Genomic DNA, 22,410 nt, shown 5'->3' with positions numbered 1-22,410 from the left:
GTACGACAAGAGGGAGCCCGCGCCCGCGGGCTCCCTCTTGTCGTACGCGGCGGGCGGGCCGTCAGTCGCGGGCCGCCTCCGGGTGCAGGCGCAGCCAGCCGGCCCAGGCCGACGTGATCATGTCGTCGATGTCGAGCCGGGCCTTCCAGCCGAGCTCGGTGGCGATGCGGTCGGCGGAGGCGACGACCCGGGCGGGGTCGCCGGGGCGGCGCGGGACGACCGTCGGGGGACGGTGGTGACCGGTCACGGCGTTGATCGTGTCGATCATCTCCCGCACCGAGACGCCCTCGCCGCGGCCGGCGTTCAGCGTCAGGCAGGCGCCGGGCGAGGAGCGCAGGGCGCGCGCCGTGGCGACGTGCGCCTCCGCCAGGTCCACCACGTGGATGTAGTCGCGTACGCAGGTGCCGTCGGGCGTGGCGTAGTCGTCGCCGAAGATCCGTGGGGAGGAGTTCCCCGTCAGCCGCTCGAACACCATCGGGACGAGGTTGGAGACACCGGTGTCCGCGAGCTCGGGGCGCGCCGCGCCCGCCACGTTGAAGTAGCGCAGAGCGGCCGTCGCCAGGCCGGTCGCGCGGCCCGTCGCCCGCACCAGCCACTCCCCGGCCAGCTTCGTCTCGCCGTACGGGCTCATGGGCGCGCACGGTGTCTCCTCGGTGACCAGGTCCACGTCCGGCATGCCGTACACCGCCGCCGAGGAGGAGAACACGAGCGAGCCGACACCGGCCGCCGTCACCGCCTCCAGCAGCACGCGCAGCCCCTCGAGGTTCTCCCGGTAGTAGTGCAGCGGCCGGTCCACGGACTCGCCGACCTGCTTCTTCGCCGCCAGGTGCACGACGCCGTCGACCCGGTGCTCGGCGAGGGCGCGGGCCAGCCGGTCACCGTCCAGGGTGGAGCCCACCACCAGCGGGACCCCGTCCGGGACGCGGTCGGCCGTGCCGGTGGACAGGTCGTCGTACACCACGGCCCGTTCGCCCGCCTCGGTCATCGCGCGGACGACGTGCGCTCCGATGTAACCGGCGCCGCCGGTGATCAGCCAGGTCATGTGCGGCCTCTCCTCGTCAGTGTGCCCAGGGTGCGGGGTCGCTCGGATCGGTTCTCGCCGGCCTCGTCAGCGCAGCAGGCGGCGCAGCCGGCCGCGCAGCACGGAGGTCACGCCGCGCAGGCCGGTCGCCAGGCGCACGGCGAGCGCGCCGGAGTGGGTGGCGTAGGGCTGGGCCAGCAGGACGCCGAACCGGAGGCTCGGCACGACGCTGCGGCGCAGTAGACCGGCGCCCGCGCGGGCGTGCGCCGTCACGTCCCGGCCGGTGCCGTCGGCGAAGAGCACCCGCAGCCGCAGGTCCCAGGTGCCCGCGCCGAGCGCCGCCAGGTCCACGGCCGTCTCGGCCGACCAGGTGTCGTCGGCGGACAGCACGAGCGGGACGGTGGCGCGCCGGGCCGGGCGCCTGTCCTCCCGGTGGCGCCACTCCATCTCCAGCGACCGGGGCCCGGCCGCCGCCACTCTGCCGTACATCTCGTGCAGGCGCAGCCGCAGCACGGTGGCCCGCGCGCGGGGGCGCAGCGCCGCGTCCACGGCCAGCGGCAGCTGGTGCGCCGGCCGGGTCCGGTACGGCTCCAGGGTGACCCGGGGCAGGTCGTCGGACCAGAGGGGGGTGCCGTCCGCGGACTGGGCGTAGGGCGGGCACAGGCGGGCCGGGCGCGCGGCGAGCTCCTGGAGGCGGGGCAGGTCGCGCGGCTCGGGCGAGGCCATGATCACCCGGGCCAGGAGTCGGCCGGGCGCGGCCGGGTCGGCGGCCCAGTCGGCGGCGTCGTACTCGCCGAGGTACGCGCGGGTGTGCGCCCACCACGCGCGCCGGTACTCCGCGTCGCGCAGGCCCAGCTCGCGCGCGTACATGCGCAGCTCGTGGTCGAGGAACTTGGCGCGGGCCGCCCGCGCCAGCTTCTTCTGCCCGGCGCCCAGCAGGATCTCGTAGGCCTGCCGGTTCGCCTCGGTGCGCGAGCGCCAGTTGCCGACGTCCGCGCGGTCCAGGGAGATCGACAGCCGTTCGGCGGAGCGGCGCACGTTCCACACGTAGACCCGGTCGGGGATCAGCGCCAGGCGGGGAGCGGCGGCCAGCACCCGCGCGGTGAACACGATGTCCTCGTAGGGGAAGCGGCCCTCGGGGAAGCGGACGGCGTTCTCGCGCAGGAAGTCGGCGCGGTACAGCTTGTTGACGCAGAGGGTGTCGTGCACCAGGCGCGGCAGCCGCTCGGGGCCGGTCAGGACGGCGGCGTGCGCGTACAGGGACTCCTGCCAGGGCACCTCGCGCCCGGAGGGCAGCTCCCGGCGCACGCACAGGCCGCTCACCACGTCCACGCGCTCCTCGCGCGCGGTGGCGAGCAGGGCGTCCACCGCGCCGGGCGGCAGCACGTCGTCGCTGTCGAGGAACATCACGTACGGCGACGTCACCGCGTCGATGCCCGCGTTGCGGGGGCTGCCGCAGCCGCCGCTGTTGGTCTCGCGCCGGATCACCCGCACTCTGGGCTCGCCCGCGGCGAGCCGCTCCAGCAGCGCGTGGCTGCCGTCCGTCGAGCAGTCGTCGACGGCGACGACCTCACGGACGGCTGGGCCCTGCGCGAGCGCCGAGCGCACCGCGTGGGCTATGTGGGCGACGTCGTTGTATCCGATGACGACGACGCTGACGTGGGGGGTCTGGTGGGGGTGCGGGTGCATGGGATCCACGGGCCGGGTTCGTAGGCGGAGGTCGGTGGTCTGCCGTCAGGAGGGACTCAGCGTCCCCTGCGGAAGACGGCGCGGGTCCGGTTCGGGTTGCGTGTGGGGCGCGAGCGGTTTCGCCGAGCGCCACAGCCGGGCGAATGAGAGTACCGCGGCAGCGGCGAGCAAACCGTTGCGGACGAGCATCAGCACACAACCCGTCCATGTGCAGGCCGCCACCAGGTGGTACAGCGTAGGGTAGGCGACCACGCTGACCAGGCAGGCAGCCGCGACCAGCACGGCCACCGGACGCTGTGTGGTCTGCCGCGAGGTCAGGCACACCGCGGCCAGCCCCAGCAGCCAGATCATGTACTGGGGGCTGATCACCCGGCTGGTGACGGTGAACAGCAGGACGGCGCTCAGCGCGGCGTCGTACGGCGTCGCCGGCGTCCACCGGCGGGCCCGCACCCGCCACCACAGCAGCAGGGCGAACGCCGCCGCCGACAGGGCCAGCGAGACGTGCGCCACGGCGGCCACGTGCGGTCCGGTGAACTCCAGCGACCCGTACTGGTAGCGCACCCTCCCCGGCCAGCCGGCGTGCGTGGCGAGGGCCAGCGCCGTGCCGCCGAACGACTCGATCTGCACGCCCCGCCCGCCCTGCTGGCGCGCGAACGCCAGCGGGTTGCGGAACGTCCCGGCCAGCACCAGCGCGGCGGCGGCCCCGGCGAGCGCGGCCCACGTCCACGCGGAGCGGGTCGTACGGCCCCGGTCCACGCCCAGCAGCACCAGGGCCGGCCACACCTTCACCAGCGAGCCCAGCGCGGCGAGGGCGCCCCCGGCGCGCGGGGAGCGGCGCAGCGCGAGGAGCGAGAGCACGGCGAAGGCGGTGACCTGGATGTCGTAGCGGGCCAGGGGGACGTGCAGCAGCAGCGGGAGGCCCAGCGTCCAGTAGCCCGCGCCGCGCAGACTGCGGCCGGGCCGCGTGCCCGCGCGGGCGAGCGCGAGCGCGATCACCGCGTCCACCGCCAGGGTGAGCGCGACGAAGCCCTGGAAGTACGTCAGGCCCGGCAGCAGCGCGGGCGAGAGCAGCACCGGTGCGGCGCCCGGCGGGTACTGCCACAGGGTGTCGTGCGCGGGGAACGCGCCGTGCGACAGCACCGTGTACCAGTGGTGGTACAGCTTCCAGACCTCGCGGGCCACCGCGCCCCGGCCCAGCAGGGGCCGCGTGTCGTGGGCGAGCAGCCACAGCATCGCGGCGCGGGTGAGGAGCCAGGCGGCCGTCAGGGCGAGCAGGCGGTGCCTCGTCGACGCGCGTGCGAGGGCGGACGGCATGCTCCGGAAGGCACTCATCACGGCGGATCGTAGACCGCGCGAACGCCGCGCCCGCGCCGATACGCCGCACGGTCGGCCAAAAGGCACCGACCGGCCCCGGCGCCGCCACCGGCGCCTCCACCCGTTCCGTGGCCCTCAGGAGGGGAGCGGGCGGCTCGGGCGGTCGTCCGGGCGTGCCGGGCCGGGATCGCCCCCCGGGCGAGGCCCCGGCACCTCCGCCGCGGGCCCGTGTCCCGGCGCTCCGGCGGCCGGACCGGGCTCCCGCGCCTTCGCCGCCGGATGGGGCGCCGGTGCATTCCCCGCCGCTGCCGGCGTCGACCGCGTCAGCTGTTCCAGCAGCAGCGGTACTCCCACGACCGGCAGCAGCCAGGTCAGGACGATCAGGCGTTCGCCCCACACGGTGATGTCCGGGTGGGCCGCCTGGGTGAGGATCCCGGTGAACGCGGACGCCACCGCGAAGGCGCCGAAGGTCCGGCCGCCGCGCCGCAGCGCGCCCCAGGCGCCCGCCGCGAGCAGGGCGGCGAACACCGGCTGCCACAGGCGCCGCCGCAGCCACTCCCGCCAGAAGTCCGCCTCCAGCCGCAGCAGCTCCTGCCACGGGTGGGCCCGGTCGGGGCGGGCGTAGTGATCGGTGAGCAGGTCCTGCACGCTGTCGGTCTCGGTCGGGTAGTGCAGCGCCCGCGCCAGCAGCAGCGTGCCGGCGACCGCGCAGCAGGCCACCGCCGTGAGCGCCAGGACCTCGTGGCCGGGCGGCCGTCCCCGCCGCCGGCGCCGTACGGCGATCAGCGCGCCCGCGGCGGCCAGACTCGCGCCGAGGAACAGCGCCTGCGAGTGCTTGACCGCGAACAGCGCGGCCAGCGCGCAGGCCGTCAGGGTGACGCCGGGCCGCCGGCGTCCGTCCAAGGCCAGCGCGCAGCCCCACAGCGCCGCCAGGGTCAGCGCCAGCATCAGCCCCTCGGCCATCGGCCGCATGGCGGTGGTGCCGCACGGCAGGACGTAGTAGAGGGCCTGGCCGGTCAGCGCCAGGGGGACCGGGACCCGCCGGGTGCGCAGCAGCAGGTACACGAGGGCGCCCCCCGCCGCCGTGACGGCCACGCCCGCCGCCCACAGCCCCCAGGTCACGCCGAACGCCGTGACGAACGGGATCAGGAACACCGGGTAACCCGGCCGCACCTCGAAGATCCGCATGAACCGTTCCGACATGAACGGCAGGGTGTGCCCGCCGGTCTGCCCGGCCCGCAGCCGGGCGTCCACCTCGCGCCACAGCTCGGCCCGGCACTCGGCGGCCACCCGGGCGGCCGGGCTCGGCGCGCCGAACCGCAGTACGTCCACGCTGTGCCTGCGGTCGGCCCGGACGGCCTCCCCGGCGCAGGCGTAGTCGATCGTGACGGCCGCCGTCTCGCGCTTGCCCTCCCCGCGCAGGCTCAGGGCGTAGGACAGGTAGTTCTTGGTGTCGGGGGTGTCCCGGCCGGTGACGGTGCCGAGCTGGAGCAGCGCGAACAGCACGGCCAGCAGCAGCACCCAGCGACGCGGCCCGCGCGGCACCGCGGGCAGCCGGCGAACCAGGTTCAGCGGCCCGCGCGGTACCGCCGGCAGCCGGCGAACCAGGTTCAGCGGGCCGCGAAGGCGGGCGAGGGCACCCCGGGCCGGGGCGGGCGGCCTCATGACGACGTCAGCCGGTCGTGGCCCGAGGCCTGCGCGGGCACCTGGGCGCCCGTCCCGCCGGACCGGCCGTCCGCCTCGCCCGCCCTCGCGGGCCGGACCGTAGGTGGTGGCCGCGGCGGGATCCAGTCCTCCTCGCCGAGGATCAGCGTCCGCACCACCCGCTCGGCCGCCCAGCCGTCGTCGAACTCGCAGAACCGCGCCCGGAACGCCGTCCGCAGCCGCGCCGACTCCGCGTCCCGCCAGCGCCCGGACGTCAGCAGCCGGGCCAACTCCTCGTAGCAGCGCGAGACATGGCCCGGCGGTTCGGCGGTGACGTCGAAGTAGACGCCCCGGCTCGCCGCGTACGCGCCCCAGTCGTCGGCGTGCACCACGATCGGCCGGTCCAGGTTGGCGTAGTCGAACATCAGGGCGGAGTAGTCGGTGACCAGCACGTCCGAGGCGAGCATCACCTCTTCGACGTACGGCTCGTCGGTCGCGTCGACGAGCACCCCGCGCCGGTGCAGCTCGGTCAGGCCCATGCCGCGCGCCGGGCCGCTCGCCAGCGAGGGGTGCAGGCGGACCACGAGCGTGTGGCCCTCGCCCAGCTCCTCGGCGAAGCGGCCCAGGTCCACCCGTTCGACGTACCCGCCGTGCCGGTACTCGCGCCGGGTCGGCGCGTAGAGCACCACCGTGTGCTCCGCCGGGATGCCGAGCCGGGCGCGGACGGCCGCGCCGTCCTCGGGAGCCGCGCCGACCAGCACGTCGTTGCGGGGGCTGCCGGTGCGCGCGGAGGCGAAACGGCAGGGGTAGGCGCGCTCCCAGACCAGTTCGGAGTGGCGGTTGGCGACCAGGCTGTGGTCCCAGCGGTCGGCGCGGGCCAGCATCCGCGGCACGTCGAGACCGCGCCGGGCACCCGGCTTGTCCAGCAGGTCGGCGCCCATGTACTTCAGCGGCGTGCCGAGGTGGGTGTGGATGTGGACGCTGCCGGGGCGTTTGGTCTGCGCGTGGGGCCAGTTGACGTTGTTGACGAGGAACGCGGCCCGGGCGGCGAGTGCGCGGTGGCGCGGGGTGCCGGGCAGCACGTACTCCACATCGGGGGGCAGCAGCCCGGTCTCCTCGGCGAGTTCAGGGTTCTTGACCACCCACACCGCGCGCAGGTGCGGGGCGATCTCGCGGGCCGCCCGGTGCACGGCCGCCGGGTCGCCGAGCACACCGCGGCTGTGGAACGCCGAGTACAGGACCAGGTCGTGGTCCAGCGGCCGGCGGGTGTGCAGCGCGGCCCAGCCGTCCCTGGCGCGACGGCCCGCCGCCTTGCGGACCTTCGACGCCCGCCGCGCCAGCTCACGTTCCGCCCGGCCCGACTGTCGCCGCAGCAGGTAGGCCGCGTAACTCCCCTCCAGGACCCGGACCTCGCCCTCCACGGGCGCTCCGGCGGGCCGGTGGGCGCGGAAGACGCGGGCCGTGCCGCGGAAGAACTCCGCCTTGTCCGACGGGGGCAGCCGGTCCGGCTTGGCGAGGATGTCCAGGCAGTGCTCACCCATCTTGCGGTGCAGGTAAGGGCGCCAGGTCGCCAGCTCGGGACGGGAGTCCACGAACGCGAACACCCGCTCGTACTGGTCGTGGATGTCGAAGTGCTTGCGGCTGGTGGTGGACAGGATGTTGCCCTGCCGGCGCTGGCGGTAGTGCAGGCAGATCCGGTCGAGCGTGGCGATCCGCTCCGCGCTGAGCATCACCGGGAACGTCCACGGCGTGTCCTCGTAGTAGCCCGGCGGGAAGGCGAAGCCGTGCTCCTCGACGAAGCCGCGCCGGTAGGCCTTGTTCCACACCACCATCAACAGGTCCAGGATCCGGGGGTGTTCGGACGCCGTGAAGGTGCCGTCGGAGCACTCGGCGAGCACCCCCGCCAGGACGTTGCGCCGGGTCCCGCCCCACCAGTAGGTGCGCGCGTAGTCGAAGACCAGCACGTCGGGGTCGGCGGTCTCGGCCAGCCGGTCCGCCATGGCGCGCAGCGCGCCCGGGGTGAGGGTGTCGTCGCTGTCGAGGAAGAGCACGAAGTCGCCGACGGCGAGCGGGAGTCCGGCGTTGCGGGCCCGGCCGAGCCCCACGTTCTCCGGCAGGTGCAGCACCCGCATCCGCGGGTCGCGTGCCGCGTACTCGTCGAGGATGGCGCCCGAGCCGTCCGGGGAGCAGTCGTCGACGGCGATCACCTCGATGTCCCGGAAGGACTGTGCGAGGACCGAGTCGAGGCACTCGCGCAGGAAGCCCTGCACCTTGAAGCAGGGGACGATGACGCTGAATCGGGGCACTGCTGTCGTCAGCTCCTTACGAGGGCGGCCGCGGGGGCCGGGACGCGCCGGGCGAGGGGGACCACCGGCGGCAGGGACTCCGGGGGCTCGCCGAGGAACACCCGGCGTACGACGCGCTCGGCGGCCCGCCCGTCGTCGAACTGGCAGAACCGCTCGCGGAACACCGCCCGCAGCGCCGCCGACCGGGCGCCCGCCCAGGAGCCGTCGCCGAACAGGCGCGCCAGTTCCTCGGGGGTGCGCGCCACCGGGCCGGGCGGGCAGTCCATCAGGTCGAAACAGACGCCCCGCGTCTCCCGGTACACCTCCCAGTCGTCGGCGAGGATCACGATCGGCCGGTCGAGGTTGGCGTAGTCGAACATGATCGAGGAGTAGTCGGTGACCAGCGCGTCGGCGGCCAGGCACACCTCCTCGGTGGAGCGGTGCGCGGTCACGTCGATGACCCGGCCGCCGCCCCGCCGCCCGCCGCGGTCGTAGAAGTAGTGGGCGCGCAGCAGCACGACGACGTTCTCGCCGGCCGCCGCGCAGAAGGCGTCCAGGTCCAGGCCCGTCTCGAAGCCGGTGTGGTGGTCGCGGTGGGTGGGGGCGTACAGGACGGCCGTCGCGCCGTCCGGGACGCCGAGCTCACGGCGGACGCGGGCCACGTCCTGGGCGCGGGCGGTGCAGAAGAGGTCGTTGCGCGGATAGCCGTACTCCAGGGCCTCGTACCCGCCGGGGAAGGCCCGCTCCCACATCTCGGTGGAGTGGCGGTTGGCGGAGAGGTTGTAGTCCCAGCGGTCGACGCGGCGCAGCAGCTTGGTGAAGCTGCCGCTCTGCGCGGCGACGACGGGGTACGTCGACTGGTCGCAGCCCATCGTCTTCAGCGGCGTGCCGTGCTGGGTCTGCAGGTGCACGCTGCCGGGCCGTTTGACGACGGCGTCGGCGAAGTTGGCGTTGTTCACCAGGTACTTGGCGCGGGCCAGTACCCGCCAGTGACGGCGGCTGCCGATCACCGCGTGGTCGACGTCGGCGGGCACGGTGTGTTCCTGGCCGGCCTCGACCAGGAACACCGAGCGCAGGTGCGGGGCGAGTTCGCGGGCCGCGGCGTGCAGGGCGGCGGGGTTGCAGGCGTAGCCCCGGCCCCAGTAGGCGCAGTACACGACGAGGTTCTCGTCGATCGGCCGGCGCAGGTGCCACCGGTAGGCCAGGCGCGTCGCCAGGCCCTGGGCGCGCGCGAGGGCGGCGGCGCGCACCCGGGCGGCCCGCGCGCCGGTCCGGCCGGCGGCGCACAGGGCGCGGAAGACGGGGTGCGCGACGGCGGCGGGCAGCAGGGGCGACAGGCCGAGGCGGCCGGCCGCCCGGGGCACGGGTCCGCCGCCGGACGGCCGTGACCCGGCCGGACGGGGCCGACCGGCCGGGGACGCGGGGCGGTGGCGGCGGTGGAGGGCGCGGGCGCGGCGGAGGAAGGCGCGGCGGTGGCGCGCGGGCACCCGGCCGGGGTGCGCGGCGGTCTCCAGCACGGCGGACAGCACCTGCTCGAACAGCGCCGTGAACCGTTCCGCCGCGAGACCCTGTTCCGCGGCCCGGGCGAGCACCCGCTCGGACTGGTCGAGGAGGTCGAGTTGGTGCTCGCCCGGGAGTTCGAGCCGGCTGCCCTGCCGGCGTTCCCGGTGCCGTACGACGGCCCGGCGCAGCACGGCGATCCGCTGGGCGGCCACGGTGACCAGGCCGCCCCAGCCCAGGTCGGTGTGGTGTCCGGCGGGGAAGGCGAGGCCGTGACCGGTCACGAAGGACCGGCGGTGGGCGGCGCTCCAGGCCGGCCGGCGCACGCCGGTCAGCCGGGGGACCTCGCCGGGCGGGAAGGCGTGCGCGGGAGCCGCCGCCGGCAGCGGCTCGGCCGGGCCGGCCGGCGGACCCTCCCACCAGGGGGCCCGCTCGTGCTCGAAGTACAGCGCGTCCACGTCGCCGGTCTCCTCCAGCCGGCCGGCGAGCGCGGTCAGCGCGCCCGGCAGGAGCAGGTCGTCGCCGTCGAGGAAGAGCAGGTACGCGCCGTGTGCCGCGCCGATCCCGGCGTTCCGCGCCCCGGCGAGCCCCGCCGACGGCGGCGAGTGCACCGCTCTCACCCGTGGGTCCCGTGCGGCGAATCCGGCGGCGACGTCGGCGGCGGGAGCGTCGGGCGCGTCGCACACCGGGATCAGCTCGAAGTCGGCGAAGGACTGGGCGAGGACCGAGTCCAGGGCCTGGGACAGCCGGCCCGCCACCCCATGGGACGGGACGATGATGCTGAAGCGGGGCATGCTGCTCTCTCTGTCGTTGCCTTGGTCCGGCCCACCCGTCGGTGTCCCGGCCCGTCGTCCCGGCGCGCCCGCCGGCGTACGGACCGTCGGGCGGGCCGGCGGGCCGGGTCCGCCGTCGCGCGGGGCCGGCCCGGGCGTCCCGACGGCCGCCAGGCGGGGGGCCGGGCGGGCGTGGGCCACGAGGTGCCGGCGCGCACGCGGACTCCCGGAAGGACAAACGGCCCTCGACGGCTCTCGGTGACGGTCTGGCGGCCGGCGGGTTGCGGCACGGTGGCGACCGGGGAACGCCCACGGGGCGCGGAGGAGCGCGACGGCGCCGCCGGGGAACGCCGGGCGGGCGACGGCGCGAGGGACGGCGCGAGAAGCGGTGCGAGGGGCGGGCGCCGGACCGGTGCGCCGGTGTCGCGCGCGTCCGGGGCCGGCGGGCAGGTCCGCAGGTCATGGCGGGTACGGAGGGCCGCCGCACCCGCCTGCCGGCCGAGGGGCGGGGGCGCGGCCGGACGGTCCGGGGCGGCGGCGTCGGACACGGGGCCGTCCAGGGGGCGGCGCGGGCGGTCGGCCCCGTCGTCACGACGGGGCTGTGCCCGGCAACGGCCGATGGAGTGAATCGGTCACGCTCCGCTGCGGCATGCGGGGGACGGCGGGTGAACGTGAGGGGACGGACCGGTGTCGGCCCGTCCCCTCGCATCCGTACCGCTGTGCGGTTACTTGACCGCGCCCGCCATGACCCCGGACACGAACTGCCGCTGGAAGGCGAAGAACACGGCCAGCGGGATCACCATGGAGATGAACGCGCCGGGGGCCAGTACGTCGATGTTGTTGCCGAACTGGCGTACCTGCGTCTGGAGGGCGACCGTGATCGGCTGGGTGCCGGACTTGGTGAACACCAGCGCGACCAGCATGTCGTTCCACACCCACAGGAACTGGAAGATGCCGAGGCTCGCGATCGCGGGCCCGCCGAGCGGCATCACCACCCGTGCGAACAGGCGCAGTTCGCCGGCGCCGTCGAGCCGGGCGGCCTCCAGCAGCTCGCGCGGGATCTCCGCGAAGAAGTTCCGCAGCAGGAACACCGCGAACGGCAGCCCGTAGCCGGTGTGGAACAGCACCACGCCGAGGATCGACCCGAACAGGCCGATCTTCCCGAACAGTTCGGCGATCGGGATGAGCGCGACCTGCACGGGCACCACCAGCAGCCCGACCACCGCCAGGAACCACCAGTCGCGGCCGGGGAACTCCATCCACGCGAACGCGTAACCCGCGAGCGAGCCGACCACCACGACCAGGACCGTCGCCGGGACGGTGATCAGGGCGGTGTTCAGCAGGGAGTGGGTGATGTCGCTGTTCTCCAGCAGCTTCCGGTAGCTGTCGAAGGTGAGCTGCGAGGGCTTGGTGAACACGGTCCACCAGCCGCTCGCGGCCATGTCCTGCGGGGAGCGCAGGGACGACAGCAGCAGTCCGACCGTCGGCACCAGCCAGAACAGCCCCACCACGATCAGGAACACCCGCACCAGGCCGCCGCTCACCAGCTCGGCGAGCCGGGCGCCGAGCGACCGCCTCGCCTCGACGGGCGGTGCGGGCCGGGTCGTCTTCGTGACGGCTTCGGTCGTCATCGCCGCACCTCCCGCCTCAAGCGCCGCATGTTGAACAGCATCACCGGGATCACCAGCAGCAGCAGGAACACCGCGATCGCGCTGGCGACGCCGGGCCGCCCTTCGGAGAAGCCCTTGCGGTACAGCTCCAGGGCGAGCACGTTCGCGTCGTCCTGCGAGGAACCGGGCGCGATGATGAAGACCAGGTCGAAGATCTTCAACACGTTGATCATCAGGGTGACCGCGACGACCGCCAGCACCGGCGCCAGCAGCGGCACCGTGATCCTGCGGAACACCTGCCACTCGTTCGCGCCGTCCACCCGCGCCGCCTCCAGCAGTTCGCGCGGCACCCCGGCGAGCCCGGCCGCGATCAGCACCATCGCGAACCCGGCCCACATCCACACGTACGACCCGATGATGGCGGGCGTGACCAGCGACGGGCCGAGCCAGTCCACCCCGTTGTACGGCTCCTTGAAGTTGCCCGCCGGCAGCCTCAGCCGCGCCCCGTCGGCCTCCGCGGGCAGCGAGAACGTGCCGTCCGCGGCGGCCTTCGCCGTCGCCACCACCGTGCCGTCCTTGACCGCCTCGATCCGCATCCCGGAATAGCCGAGTTCGGACGGGTCCACCGCGCCGAGCTTCCCGACGCCCTTGCCGCGCGTGAAGTCCTGCCAGGTGGTGCCGGTGATCCGCCCCGGCTCGTCCGGCGCCTGGACGGCCCGCTTCGCGCCGTCCGGCATCTGGTCGGGGGCGACGCCGACCAGGGGCAGCGCCACCGACTGCCCGGTGTGCACCGGCGCGGTGGTGAGGAAGCCGCCGTGGTCGGGCGCGAGCGGCGACCGGCGGCCCGGGTGCGCCTTAGGGAACGCCGACGACTGGGCGAAGGTGTCGTGCACCCCGACCCACACCGCGTTGGCGACGCCCTTGTCCGGGTCCTGGTCGTACACCAGCCGGAAGATGATCCCGGCCGCCAGCATCGAGATCGCCATCGGCATGAAGACGACCAGCTTGAACGCCGTTCCCCAGCGCACCCGTTCGGTCAGCACCGCGAAGACCAGCCCGAGCGCGGTGGCGACGGTCGGCGCGAACACCACCCAGATGACGTTGTTCTTGAGCGCGGTGCGGATGCCGTCGTCGGTGAAGAGGGCCTGGTAGTTGTCGAACCCGGCGAAGTGGTCGCCGGAGGAGTCGTAGAAGCTGCGGACGACCGAGTACCCGATCGGGTAGACCACGAGCGCGCCGAGCAGCACCAGGGCGGGCAGCAGGAACAGGGCCGCCACGATCTTGCGGGTGCCGGTCACGCTCTTGCGGCTGCGGGGCGCGGCGGGGGCCGGGGAGGCCCCCGCCGCCGTGGCCGAGGTCATCGCCGGACCCGCCGTCGTGCGCGGTGTCCGGTCCGCGCGGCCCGCGGGGACCCGGCTGTCCCCGGAGTCCTCGGGAGTCGGGCGGCGCGCGTGGTGCCCGGGGATCCGGCTGCCAGGGCGGTCCCCGGGGGTCCCGTTCTCGCGGTCCGAGGGTGTCCGGTCCTCATGATCTCCATGGGATCAGCTCCCGCCGCCGTAGGCCGCCGCCGCGTCCTTCTCCAGCTTCGCCTGCGCGCCCGCGACGTCCGACGGGTTCTTCAGGAAGTCCTGGAGGTCCTTCCACTCGCCCTTGCCGGGCGTGCCGCCGAACGCCTGCGGCGCCTGGTCGGACATGTCGAAGCGGAAGTCGTCGCCGGAGGCGATCAGCGCCTTGGCGATCGTGCGCTGCACCTCGTTCGGGTAGGCCGACTCGGGCACGTTCTTGTTGGGGGAGAGGTAACCGCCCAGCTTCGCCTGGATGGTCGCCGCGTCCGGCGAGGCCAGGAAGGTGACCAGCGCCTGCGCCGCCTTGGAGTCCTTCAGGATCACCGCCGCGTCGCCGCCGGAGACCACGGGCGCGGTGGAGCCCACGGCCGGGAACGGGAACACCTTCGCGTCGCTGCCCACCTTCGCCTTGGTCTCACCGATGTTGACCTGCGCGAAGTCGCCCTCGTAGACCATCGCTGCCTTCGGCTGGTCGCCGCCGGTGAACGTCTGGGTGACCGACGCCGGGAACTCCGTCTGCAGGGCGCCGTCCGGGCCGCCGGCGAGGTAGTCCTTCTTGGACCAGATCTGCGCGAGGGTGGTCAGGGCCTGCTTGACCGACGGGTCCGTCCACTTGATCTTGTGCTGGGCGAGCTGGTCGTACTTCTCCGGGCCCGCCTGGGAGAGGTAGACGTTCTCGAACCAGTCGGTGAGCGTCCAGCCGTCGGCGCCGCCGACCGAGAACGGGGTGACACCGGAGTCGTAGACCGTCTGCGCGGTGGACAGCAGGTCCTTCCACGTCTTGGGCTCGCTCGCCCCCGCGTTCTCCAGGACCTTCGCGTTGTACCAGATCAGCGATTTGTTGGCGGCCTTGTAGTAGACGCCGTACTGCTTGCCGTCGACCTTGCCGATGTCCTGCCAGCCCTGCGAGTAGTTCTTGCTGAGCTGCGCCTGCGCCTCGGGGCCGATGGGCTTGGCCCACTTCTTGTCGACGGCCTGCTTGATGGCGCCCGGCTGCGGGAGCAGCGCCACGTCCGGGGGCTGGCCGCCCGCGATCTTCGAACCGAGGAAGTTGATGATCGGGTCCTGGGCGGGGACGAAGGTGACCTTGGCGCCGGTGCGCTTGGTGAACTCCGCGAGCACCTTCTTGAAGTTGGTCTGCTCGGCGCCGGTCCAGACGGCGGCGACCTCCAGCGTCGTGCCGTCCAGCTTCGGAAGGGTGACGCCGGCTCCGGTCTCCGTGCCGCCGCCGCTCGCCTTGCTGCTCTCGCCGCCGCCCGCCTTGTCGTCGCCTCCGCCGCACGCGGTGAGGGAGAGGGCCAGGGCGCCCGCGGCGACGACCGCCGCGGCCCTGGCGGCCCTGCGTGTTGGGATGGTGCTGCTCGTGCTGCGCATCAATGCCCCGTTCTTCGTTCCTCGTCGAACGCCCGAGCGCTGTTCCGTGCGCTCTGGTCTACGCCGGGGCCCGGACGTCGGCAAGAGCGCCCACGGGGTCCGCCGGGCGATCGTTAACACGTCGTGACACCACGTCAGGGGCGGTCGCCGCACGGCGTGCCGAGGTGGGCCGGCGGGGGCGTCAAGGGGCGCGGTCGCGGGTAGCAGGAGGGGTTGACCACCGGGGCGCCGGGGCGGGACGGCACGGTGGGAAGACGGTGCGGAGGCGGTGGGGCGGCGCGGCGGGGAGGCGGCGCGAAGACGGCGGGGACGCCGCGGGAGGTCACAGCAGCGAGGGGACCTCCGCGGCCGACACCTCCTTCGCGGCCCGGTCCAGCGCGCTGGCCAGCAGGGCCAGGTCGGTCGGCCCGTTGCCCAGCTCCCGGACCGGGCGGCGGGCCGGCGGGTCGCCCATGCGGTGCCACTCCAGCGGGACCACGGTGGGGCGCTGGGTCGCCGTCCGCGGGATGCGGCCGGTGACCCGGCCGCCCTGGAACGGCGTCACCCGGCCGTCCGGGCCGGTCAGCCGGCCGCGTCCGGGCGCCGGTTCCCCGCCGGCCTCCCGGCCCGGCTCGATGCGGGAGGCGCCGGCGCGACCGCCGGCCGGGGCGTCCAGGACGACCCGCAAGGTGGCGCGGCGGGCCGGTTCGGTCTCCGCCGTACGACCGCCGGGGGCCGTGGCCGCCACCAGGTGGACGCCGAGCCGCTCGCCGTCCCGGGCCACGGCCTCCAGCGCGCGGATCACGGAGCCGGCCGCGGGCCGCCCGGGCGAACCGAGCGCGGGGGAGACCAGGAGGTCCAGGTCGTCCACGACCACGACCAGCCGGGGCAGCGGAGGAACCGCCGTGGCGCGCGAGCGGGCCGCCGCGGGGCGCAGGCGCAGGGTGGAGCTGGGCGGCGCGTCGAGATCGGCCGCACCGGCCGCCTGCGGGCCGTTCGGCCCGGCGCCGGTCGCTCCGGTGGCCCTGCCGGCGCCGGCCCCCGTCCCGTCGGCCTGCCTCGGGACGCCCGGGGTGCGGCCCGGCACCGAACGGCCGGGCGCGGTGCGCTGGGCGACGATACGGCCGGACACCTCCCGCCGGGCGTGCCACTCGGCGAAGTCGGACAGCCCCAGCAGTTCGGCCCGCCGCTTCAGCTCGGCACTCAGCGACTGCGCGAACTCCCGCATCCGCACCGGGTCGTTGGCGGTGAGGTGGGTGGTGACGTGCGGTACGTCCGTACAGGCGCGCAGACCGTCGCCGTGTCCGCCGCCCGCCTCGACGCCGTCGCGGCCGTCCATCAGGACGATGCCGAGCCGGTCCGGGCGCTCCGCGGCGGCGAGCGAGGCGACGACGGATCGCAGCAGCTCCGTACGGCCGCTGCCCGCCGGTCCCTCGATCAGCAGGTGCGGTCCGTCGGCCACGAGGTCCGCGCACAGGGGCCCGCGCGGACCGGCGCCGAGTATCAGCACGGCGCGTCCGCCGAGGGACCCGGCGTCGTCGGCCGCGTCCGCCCAGCGGGCCTGGAGCGAGGCCGGGGTGGCCCGGGCCAGGCCCAGTTCGTCCAGCAGCCGCGCCGACAGCGGCAGCGGCGCGGACACCCGCGCGGGCCGGTCGCCGCCGGCCGCGTCCGCCGTCCGCAGCGGCGCCAGGGCCCGCGCGAACCGCTCGGCCCAGGCGGGGGAGACGGCGTCGACGACCGCGACCGTGCCGGGGGAGACGGGGGCGGGGGACTCCGGGCGCCCTTGCTGGTGCTGGTGCTGTTGTGCGGGGGCGGGCGCCGTGCCCGGCCGGTGGGCCTCCGTGCCGGGCCGGGCGACCCGCATCAGCCGCAGGGCCGTCGCCACGTCGCCGCTGAGCAGCGCGACGGCGCCGCACTCGCGGAACACCGGCGACACCGCGCACGCCGCCTCGTAGGTCTCCGCCACCGGCGACGCGGGCGAGGCGGGCGCCGCCTCGGCGAGACACAGCACGTGTATCCCGGCCCGCGGCCCCTCCTGGGCCAGCCGCGCCACCGCCTCCCGCACCGAGGCCCCGCCCGGGTCGCCGTCCACGACGACCACGGTGTAGGGCCCGGCGAAGGCCCGCGCGCCCGCCGGGTCCGCGTCCCGGGCCCAGGAGGGCCGCCGGGCGGCGCCGTGCGCGGACCCGGCTCCGACCGGGGCGTCGGTCTCCGCGGCCTCCTCGGTCCGCCGGGCGTCGGCGAGGTGGTCGTCGAGGCGGCGCAGCAGTTCGTCGGTGCGGGCCGTGGCCTGTTCGAGGTCGTGGGCCAGCAGGAGCCGGCAGTCCTGGCCGTGGCGCGGGCGCACATGGGGGAGCCAGCCGAGCCACGCCCACTCGGCCGTGCGCTCCTCCAGGGTGCGGGTGCGGTCGGCGGCGATCAGGACGATCTCGAGCGTCTCGGGGGAGTGCAGCGCGGCGAGTTGGGCCAGCACCGCGCGGGCCAGCCCGGACAGCCGGTCGCGCGGCCCGGCCAGGCCCAGCGCCCCCGCCTCACGCAGCCCCGCGGTCACCGGCACCGCCGGCAGCAGCCGCCCCGAGCCGTCGGGGGCCGTCCGGTCGGCCGTGCCGAGCCGGACCGTGAGCGCCTCCGGGTGCCCCGGCCCGCGCTCCCACAGCCGGGGCCCCGGGCCGAGCGCGGTCAGCAGCAGCGCCGCCGGGTCCGGCCAGGTCTCCGGCAGGTGCGGGCCCGCCTGCGCCGCGGGCGCCTCGCCGCGCGCCGGCGGCACCCTGCCGTCGTACGCCGCGCCGCGGTCTTGCGCGCTCTCGCCGCGCCCGCCGGTCAGGCGCCGGGCCCACGCCCCGAGCCCGCCCCGCCTGCGCAGGCCCTGCGGCACCTCGGTGCCCCGCACGGGCGTCCCCTTGCGGCCGCGGCCCTCGACGTCCCCGTACGGGTCGGCGAAGGGGGTGTGCGGGCTCCCGTACGGGTCGCCCGGGAAGGCGTCGGGGTGGGCGCCGGCTCCGGAGCGTCCCGCGTGGGTGTCGCCGCCGTGGCTCTCGATCCCGGGCGCGCGGCCCTGCGCGGGGAGCACGGGGGAGCCGGCGTAGCCGTGCTCCCCGCGCAGGGCACCGCCCGCCGGGCCCGGCGCGTCCGGTCCGTCCGGGGCCTGGGCCGCCGGTCCCGGGGTCCTGCCGGTGCTCAGACCCGGCGCGATGCCGGTGCCGGCGCTCGTCGCCCCGCCCGCAGCAGGAGGCGTGCCGCCGGATGCCGTGCCGTCGGGCCCCGTACCGCCGAATCCCGGAGCGACGGGTGCCGGCCCGCCGTCGCCCGGCACGCGCGCGTGCGTCCCGCCGGCCGTACCCGCGGCGCTCCTGGAGTCCGCCGCGCCGTGCGCGCCCGCGCGGGGCACGCGGACGTGTCCCTCGCCGTCCGGGGCCGTCGCCACGCGGGCCGCCGGTCCGGCGGCCGGGGCCAGGCGCAGGGCCGACTCTCCGATGCGCAGCAGCGCGCCGGGCGCGAACCGGACCGGACGGGAGCCGATCTCCCTGCCATCCAGCGCCGTGCCGTTGGTGGAGCCGAGGTCGGCGACGGACACGCGGCCGTCCGGGGCGAGGGTCACCGCGCAGTGCAGACGGGAGACGTCGGGGTCGTCGAGCGGCACGTCGGCGTCGGCGGAGCGGCCGACGGTGATCTGCCCGCCGTGCAGCAGGTGGACCCCGCCCGCGTCCGGTCCCGCGACCACGTGCAGCTGGGCCGGGGCCTCGTCGAGCTCGGGGTGCGGCTCGGCCTCGGCGGGGGCGCCCAGGGACAGCACCGCGCCGTCCAGCAGCGGCGGCTCGCCGAGCGTGCAGCGCTGGGCGTCCAGCCGCTCCGCCCCGGCGTACAGCACCACGGGGCCCGCGCCGGGCTCCCGGCCGCCCCGCTCGCCGCCTGCGCGCTCCCGGCCGCCCCGCTCGGACGCCGTCCCGCCCTCGCCGCCGCCGGTCACGGCGGCGAGCGCCGACGCCACCGCGGCCAGGGCCGTGCCCGCGGGCGCGGTGACCAGGACGTCGCGGCTCGCGGCGCGGCCCTGGGGCGCGGGCGGGCCCAGCGGGTCTACGACGGTCAGCCGGATCTGCATCGCCGTCAGCGGTCCCTTCTGCGCGGGCGCCCGAGAACGGGGAGGGCGAAGCCGCCCTGCGGTCCCCCACCGCGGGCTTCCCCCCACCGCCGCACGAGCACGTCGGCCAGTAACTGGCAGCATCCTCGCACCTGCCACTGACAACGTGCCCGCCGCCCATCGCCAAGTGATCTTGATTGGTCGGCTCTGACCCCAAAAGTGCCTGCCCCGTGCCCGGCGGATGTCTGCTTGATACCGCCTTGAGATCGGTCACGTCCGTGTGCGGGCAACCAAGCGCCCCGACTCGTACGTCTTTCCTTCGAACATGTAAGGCGTCCCCCACGTACGTCGCCCTGGGAGAGCCGGGAAGAGCCGGAGGGACGACGGGCGGCGGCACTACAGTGGGGCGGAAACCCGCGCGGGCCCCGGAGGGCGCGGGGGACAGGCAAGCAAGCAGCAGGGAGCACATGACGTGCGGCCGGTAGGCAGCAAGTACCTGCTCGAGGAGCCGCTCGGACGCGGCGCCACGGGCACCGTCTGGCGAGCCCGCCAGCGAGAGACCGCGGGCGCCGAGGCGGCCGTGCCCGGCCAGCCCGGCGAGACCGTCGCGATCAAGGTCCTCAAGGAGGAGCTGGCGAACGACGCGGATGTCGTGATGCGGTTCCTGCGGGAGCGCTCCGTGCTGCTCCGGCTCACCCATCCCAACATCGTCCGGGTCCGCGACCTGGTGGTCGAGGGCGATCTGCTGGCGCTGGTCATGGACCTCGTCGACGGCCCCGACCTGCACCGCCACCTGCGCGAGAACGGACCGTTCACACCGGTCGCCGCCGCCCTGCTCACCGCCCAGATCTGCGACGCGCTGGCCGCGAGCCACGCCGACGGGGTGGTCCACCGGGACCTGAAACCGGCCAACGTGCTGCTGAAGCAGGACGGCGGCCGGATGCACCCGATGCTGACCGACTTCGGCATCGCCCGCCTCGCCGACTCGCCCGGCCTGACCCGCACCCACGAGTTCGTCGGCACCCCGGCCTACGTCGCGCCCGAGTCCGCCGAGGGCCGCCCGCAGACGTCCGCCGTCGACATCTACGGCGCCGGCATCCTCCTGTACGAGCTGGTCACCGGCCGGCCGCCGTTCTCCGGCGGCTCCGCCCTGGAGGTCCTGCACCAGCATCTGAGCGCCGAACCGCGCCGCCCCTCCACCGTCCCCGACCCGCTGTGGACGGTGATCGAGCGCTGCCTGCGCAAGAACCCCGACGAGCGGCCCGGCGCCGAGAGCCTCGCCCGCGCCCTGCGCGTCGTCGCCGAGGGCATCGGCGTGCACGCGAACTCCGCGCAGATCGCCGCCGCCGAGGGCGTGGGCGCCCTGCTCGCCCCCGACCCGGACCCCGCCGCCGTTCCCGCGCCGGACGGCATGCCCGGCGCCGCCGACCCCACCCAGGTGCTGCCGCACGGACAGGGCGCGCCGGCGTACGACCCGAACGGCGCGACCAGCGTCCTGCCGCACACCGGCGGCCCGGCCGGCGCCGCCGACCCGACCACCGTGCTCCCGCACGACGGCGCGCCCGACCCGACGCGCATGATGCCCCCGATGCCGCCCGGACAGCCCGGCCAGGCCGACCAGCAGGGGCAGCACCCCGACCAGCCGCACCCCTGGCAGTCCCAGCTGCGCGCGGCCCGCGACCGCAACGAGCAGACCCAGGTCCAGTACCTCGACCCGGGCGAGGACCCGCTGCGCCGCCGCCCCCAGCGGCAGGTCGCCCGTCCGCAGCCGCAGCAGCGCCCCCAGCCCCAGCAGCCCGGGTACGGCTACGGCCACCCGCAACAGCAGCCGCAGCAGTACGCCCCGGCGCCGCAGCGCCGCCAGACCCCGCAGCCGCAGCCGCAGGCACAGCCCCAGCGGTACGCGCCGCCGCCCGCCCCCGAGCCCCAGCGGCCCGCGCGCGAGCCCAGGGCCCCGCGGCAGCGCGGCGCCAACCCGATGAAGATCCCCGGACTCGGCTGCCTCAAGGGCTGCCTGTTCACGATCCTCATCCTGTTCGTCGCGGGCTGGCTGGTCTGGGAGCTGAGCCCCCTGCAGAGCTGGATCGGCACCGGCCGGGGTTACTGGTCCGAGCTGAGCCACTGGTTCAGCCAGGCCACCGACTGGGTCAAGAACCTGAGCGGCAACTGACGCCCCCAGGGCCCTCGCCCGCCGCGCGTCCGCTCCCGGGCAGACGTGAGTCTGGAGATTTGTCGACATCCAGGGGGTGATTTCGGGCTCCACGGTGAAGGTCGCCTCGCCGGACGCGTAGCTTTAGGCGCAACACGCGTCTGTAGGAGCAGTCTTGGCACGGAAGATCGGCAGCCGGTACACCGCGCACCAGATCCTGGGGCGGGGCAGCGCCGGCACGGTGTGGCTCGGCGAGGGCCCGGACGGGCCCGTCGCCATCAAGCTGCTGCGCGAGGACCTGGCCTCCGACCAGGAACTCGTGGGCCGCTTCGTGCAGGAGCGCACCGCCCTGCTGGGCCTGGAGCACCCGCACGTCGTCTCGGTGCGCGACCTGGTGGTCGACGGCAACGACCTCGCCCTCGTCATGGACCTGGTCCGCGGCACCGACCTGCGCACCCGGCTGGAGCGCGAGCGGCGGCTCTCGCCCGAGGCGGCGGTCGCGATCACGGCCGACGTGGCCGACGGACTCGCCGCCGCCCACGCCGCGGGCGTCGTGCACCGCGACGTCAAGCCGGAGAACATCCTGCTGGACATGCGGGGCCCGCTCGGCCCCGGCGGGGCCCACCCCGCGCTGCTGACCGACTTCGGCGTGGCGAAGCTCATCGACTCGCCCAGGCGCACCCGCGCCACGAAGATCATCGGCACTCCGGACTACCTCGCCCCGGAGATCGTGGAAGGACTGCCGCCGCGCGCCGCGGTGGACATCTACGCCCTCGCCACCGTCCTGTACGAGCTGCTGGCCGGCTTTACGCCGTTCGGCGGCGGCCACCCCGGCGCCGTGCTGCGCCGCCACGTCACCGAGACCGTGGTCCCGCTGCCCGGCATCCCCGACGAGCTGTGGCAGCTGATCGTGCAGTGCCTGGCGAAGGGCCCGGCGTCCCGGCTGCGGGCCTCCGAGCTGGCCGCGCGCCTGCGGGAGCTGCTGCCGCTGCTCGCCGGGATGCCGCCGCTGGACGTGGACGAGCCCGACGCGGAACCGGCCGGCGAGCCGCAGGACGAGGCCGCGCCCGCGCAGGCGCCGGCCCCCGCCGGGGAGCGGGCGCGGCGCCGGGGAGCGGTGCCGCTGGTGCCCGGCGCGAAGCCGGACTCGAACCGGGACACGCACACCTCGATGCGGGTGCCCGCGCCGGACGAGCTGGCCGGCCCGGCCCACGGCACCGCCCGCGCCCCCCGCACGCCGGGCGCCCCCCGCCCCGGCTCGGCGCGCCACCGCACCGCCGCCCGCCGCCGCCGGATCACCCTCGGTGTGGCCGGGGCGCTGCTCGTGGCGGCCGTGGGCGCCGGAGCCTGGTGGGCGACCTCGGGCGACGACCCCGCCGCGCCCGGCCAGGACACCCGGCACTCCGCCCCGCAAGCCCCCTGACCGCCG

Annotated in this window: 12 protein-coding genes; 2 read left to right on the top strand and 10 right to left on the bottom strand. The window is 75.7% G+C overall.

Annotation, left to right across the window (positions count from 1 at the left end; all coding sequences use genetic code 11):
- Window positions 1–61 precede the first annotated feature (61 nt).
- From galE to ACH5A8_RS05380, 10 genes are all read right to left on the bottom strand, one after another.
- Window positions 62–1,042, bottom strand: a complete 981-nt coding sequence (gene galE / locus ACH5A8_RS05425) for a UDP-glucose 4-epimerase GalE (protein WP_398998135.1) — start codon at window positions 1,040–1,042, stop codon at window positions 62–64.
- 66 nt (window positions 1,043–1,108) lie between these two features.
- Window positions 1,109–2,710, bottom strand: coding sequence for a glycosyltransferase family 2 protein (locus tag ACH5A8_RS05420; protein ID WP_398998284.1), 1,602 nt, complete (start codon window positions 2,708–2,710; stop codon window positions 1,109–1,111).
- 45 nt (window positions 2,711–2,755) lie between these two features.
- Complete coding sequence (locus ACH5A8_RS05415) at window positions 2,756–4,042, bottom strand: glycosyltransferase 87 family protein (RefSeq protein WP_398998133.1); 1,287 nt, start codon at window positions 4,040–4,042, stop codon at window positions 2,756–2,758.
- A 117-nt stretch (window positions 4,043–4,159) separates the two neighbouring features.
- On the bottom strand, window positions 4,160–5,545 hold the full coding sequence (locus ACH5A8_RS05410) for a hypothetical protein (RefSeq protein WP_398998282.1): 1,386 nt from the start codon (window positions 5,543–5,545) through the stop codon (window positions 4,160–4,162).
- 140 nt (window positions 5,546–5,685) lie between these two features.
- Window positions 5,686–7,974 carry a CDP-glycerol glycerophosphotransferase family protein gene (locus tag ACH5A8_RS05405; protein ID WP_398998131.1) on the bottom strand — a complete coding sequence of 763 codons (2,289 nt, stop codon included), beginning with the start codon at window positions 7,972–7,974 and terminating at the stop codon, window positions 5,686–5,688.
- Between the two features lie 8 nt (window positions 7,975–7,982).
- On the bottom strand, window positions 7,983–10,247 hold the full coding sequence (locus ACH5A8_RS05400) for a CDP-glycerol glycerophosphotransferase family protein (RefSeq protein WP_398998129.1): 2,265 nt from the start codon (window positions 10,245–10,247) through the stop codon (window positions 7,983–7,985).
- 704 nt (window positions 10,248–10,951) lie between these two features.
- The gene (locus ACH5A8_RS05395) at window positions 10,952–11,857 is read right to left on the bottom strand and encodes a carbohydrate ABC transporter permease (RefSeq protein ID WP_398998127.1); all 906 of its coding nucleotides are present in this window, start codon (window positions 11,855–11,857) and stop codon (window positions 10,952–10,954) included.
- The gene (locus ACH5A8_RS05390; protein WP_398998125.1) at window positions 11,854–13,197 is read right to left on the bottom strand and encodes a carbohydrate ABC transporter permease; all 1,344 of its coding nucleotides are present in this window, start codon (window positions 13,195–13,197) and stop codon (window positions 11,854–11,856) included. The genes ACH5A8_RS05395 and ACH5A8_RS05390 overlap by 4 nt, the downstream gene beginning before the upstream one ends.
- A gap of 180 nt (window positions 13,198–13,377) precedes the next feature.
- Window positions 13,378–14,775: an ABC transporter substrate-binding protein gene (locus ACH5A8_RS05385; RefSeq protein ID WP_398998123.1), complete on the bottom strand. Its 1,398-nt coding sequence runs from the start codon at window positions 14,773–14,775 to the stop codon at window positions 13,378–13,380.
- Window positions 14,776–15,097: 322 nt separating this feature from the next.
- A complete protein-coding gene (locus tag ACH5A8_RS05380; RefSeq protein WP_398998120.1) occupies window positions 15,098–18,853 on the bottom strand; it encodes an FHA domain-containing protein in 3,756 nt (1,251 codons plus the stop codon).
- Between the two features lie 451 nt (window positions 18,854–19,304).
- Between ACH5A8_RS05380 and ACH5A8_RS05375 the strand changes: the two genes are divergently transcribed.
- Together ACH5A8_RS05375 and ACH5A8_RS05370 are read left to right on the top strand one after the other, a co-directional pair.
- Window positions 19,305–21,002, top strand: a complete 1,698-nt coding sequence (locus ACH5A8_RS05375) for a serine/threonine-protein kinase (protein WP_398998117.1) — start codon at window positions 19,305–19,307, stop codon at window positions 21,000–21,002.
- A 154-nt stretch (window positions 21,003–21,156) separates the two neighbouring features.
- Entirely contained in the window at window positions 21,157–22,404 is a 1,248-nt protein-coding gene (locus tag ACH5A8_RS05370; protein ID WP_398998114.1) for a serine/threonine-protein kinase, read from the top strand.
- Window positions 22,405–22,410: the final 6 nt, after the last annotated feature.

Origin of the sequence: Streptomyces sp. NPDC018610, from assembly GCF_044391765.1 — a bacterium.
Taxonomy (GTDB): domain Bacteria; phylum Actinomycetota; class Actinomycetes; order Streptomycetales; family Streptomycetaceae; genus Streptomyces.
Note: the sequence above shows the minus strand (reverse complement) of the source record. Positions and strands in the feature narration are given on the sequence as shown.

Excerpts from the sequence above, each read along its gene's own strand:
- ACH5A8_RS05395 (WP_398998127.1), bottom strand. The coding sequence starts at position 11,857 with ATGACGACCGAAGCCGTCACGAAGACGACCCGGCCCGCACCGCCCGTC.
- ACH5A8_RS05415 (WP_398998133.1), bottom strand. The coding sequence starts at position 4,042 with ATGAGTGCCTTCCGGAGCATGCCGTCCGCCCTCGCACGCGCGTCGACG.
- ACH5A8_RS05400 (WP_398998129.1), bottom strand. The coding sequence starts at position 10,247 with ATGCCCCGCTTCAGCATCATCGTCCCGTCCCATGGGGTGGCGGGCCGG.
- galE (WP_398998135.1), bottom strand. The coding sequence starts at position 1,042 with ATGACCTGGCTGATCACCGGCGGCGCCGGTTACATCGGAGCGCACGTC.
- ACH5A8_RS05385 (WP_398998123.1), bottom strand. The coding sequence starts at position 14,775 with ATGCGCAGCACGAGCAGCACCATCCCAACACGCAGGGCCGCCAGGGCC.
- ACH5A8_RS05380 (WP_398998120.1), bottom strand. The coding sequence starts at position 18,853 with ATGCAGATCCGGCTGACCGTCGTAGACCCGCTGGGCCCGCCCGCGCCC.
- ACH5A8_RS05390 (WP_398998125.1), bottom strand. The coding sequence starts at position 13,197 with ATGACCTCGGCCACGGCGGCGGGGGCCTCCCCGGCCCCCGCCGCGCCC.
- ACH5A8_RS05420 (WP_398998284.1), bottom strand. The coding sequence starts at position 2,710 with ATGCACCCGCACCCCCACCAGACCCCCCACGTCAGCGTCGTCGTCATC.